The organism is Microcoleus sp. Pol11C2 (assembly GCF_036701505.1).
GTDB lineage: Bacteria > Cyanobacteriota > Cyanobacteriia > Cyanobacteriales > Microcoleaceae > Microcoleus.
Genome location: NZ_JAUBQX010000121.1, coordinates 1 through 1,248, shown reverse-complemented (window position 1 = coordinate 1,248; position 1,248 = coordinate 1). Strand labels below are relative to the sequence as shown.

Genomic DNA, 1,248 nt, shown 5'->3' with positions numbered 1-1,248 from the left:
GAGCGCAATGGAATATTCAGAACGTTTCCTCTATCCTGGCTCTTCGCTGTGCTTATCTCAACGGTCAACTTTCAATTTGATGTATTTGCCAAAGTGAGATGTACCCATTTCCTTCTGTGAATTGTGTGTAGCCCCATTCGACTTTCGTCTTGGCTCCAATAGCGAATTTTTTTCCACTGTTTTAAAAAGCTCTCGCTCTGACTCCGACTGCTTTTAATTAGAGATGAGAGTTTTTTTTAAATTCTTCTACTACCCCAGGTTTCTGTTTTTCACTCACCGGACGCGGGACTTTTAATTTTCCTTTCAGCCGATATCTGGCCCATTGGTGTACTGTACGATATGCCACTTTTACTTCACAGCAGCTTGTCAGCCATTGGTGTACTTCTTTGTAGCTACTGAATCCTTCTGGTTCTTGTAATTCCTTTGATAATCTCTCTACAGTTTCAGGATTCATTATTCTTGGTCTTCCCGAACGAGGTTTCTGCAATAATAATTCTTCTATTCCCCCCGAGCGATAACTAGACAGCCATCTTTGTATTGTGGTACGATGTTTCCCTAACCGCACAGCAGCAGACAATACGCTGTCTACCGTTTGGGTTTTGAGCCAATACAGAACTTGTAATTTTTCGTGGCGGTGAGCGTCTTTCTCTCTCCCCAGAAGAGCTTTTAGTTCTTCTTCTGTTTCCCGAATCTCAATTTTGACCACTCCTGACATTTTTCCTCCTTCTGTTTGGCTACTAACTTACAAAAATCACCTTTACTAATTGTAGCACTACTTTAGGAAATTGGTATAAGGTAAGGTCGGTGAAGGAGTTAAAGAGTTGAAAGGCAACGTTAAAGTGAACCATATTTATTGGTTATTAGTGCAGGTTGATCGCATCTAATTTGGTATAAATTGTAATTGACAAATGACATAAAATGCACAGCCACAGACCGGGCTGCGGTGGAGACGGGCTCGGCGACTAACAAGCAGTTAAACTGAGAATGGACAAAGTCAGATATCCCTCACAGGCAGATAGAAAAAGGCTGCTGTGAAATCTACCGACAACGCAACTTTGTTGAACGTGCTATCAACCGACTCAAGCAATGGAATCGGCTCGCTATTCGATATGATAAGCTGGCTGCCAATTATACAGCCATGATTACAATCGCCTGCATTCTGTTGTGCTTCTATAGCAACCGCCAAGGCGGTTAGGGTGTAAACTGGAAGTAGTCTCTGATGCTGCCCCGATCGCACGACCCATGCCA

General features: G+C 42.9%; 2 protein-coding genes. One reads left to right on the top strand and one right to left on the bottom strand.

Going from position 1 to position 1,248, the window contains the following annotated elements; translation table 11 throughout:
- Positions 1–217 precede the first annotated feature (217 nt).
- Complete coding sequence (locus QUA42_RS27575) at positions 218–715, bottom strand: helix-turn-helix domain-containing protein (RefSeq protein WP_333141865.1); 498 nt, start codon at positions 713–715, stop codon at positions 218–220.
- Between the two features lie 285 nt (positions 716–1,000).
- On the opposite strand from QUA42_RS27575, the gene QUA42_RS27570 reads away from it, so the two are divergent.
- Positions 1,001–1,195: a transposase gene (locus QUA42_RS27570; RefSeq protein WP_445301386.1), complete on the top strand. Its 195-nt coding sequence runs from the start codon at positions 1,001–1,003 to the stop codon at positions 1,193–1,195.
- Positions 1,196–1,248: the final 53 nt, after the last annotated feature.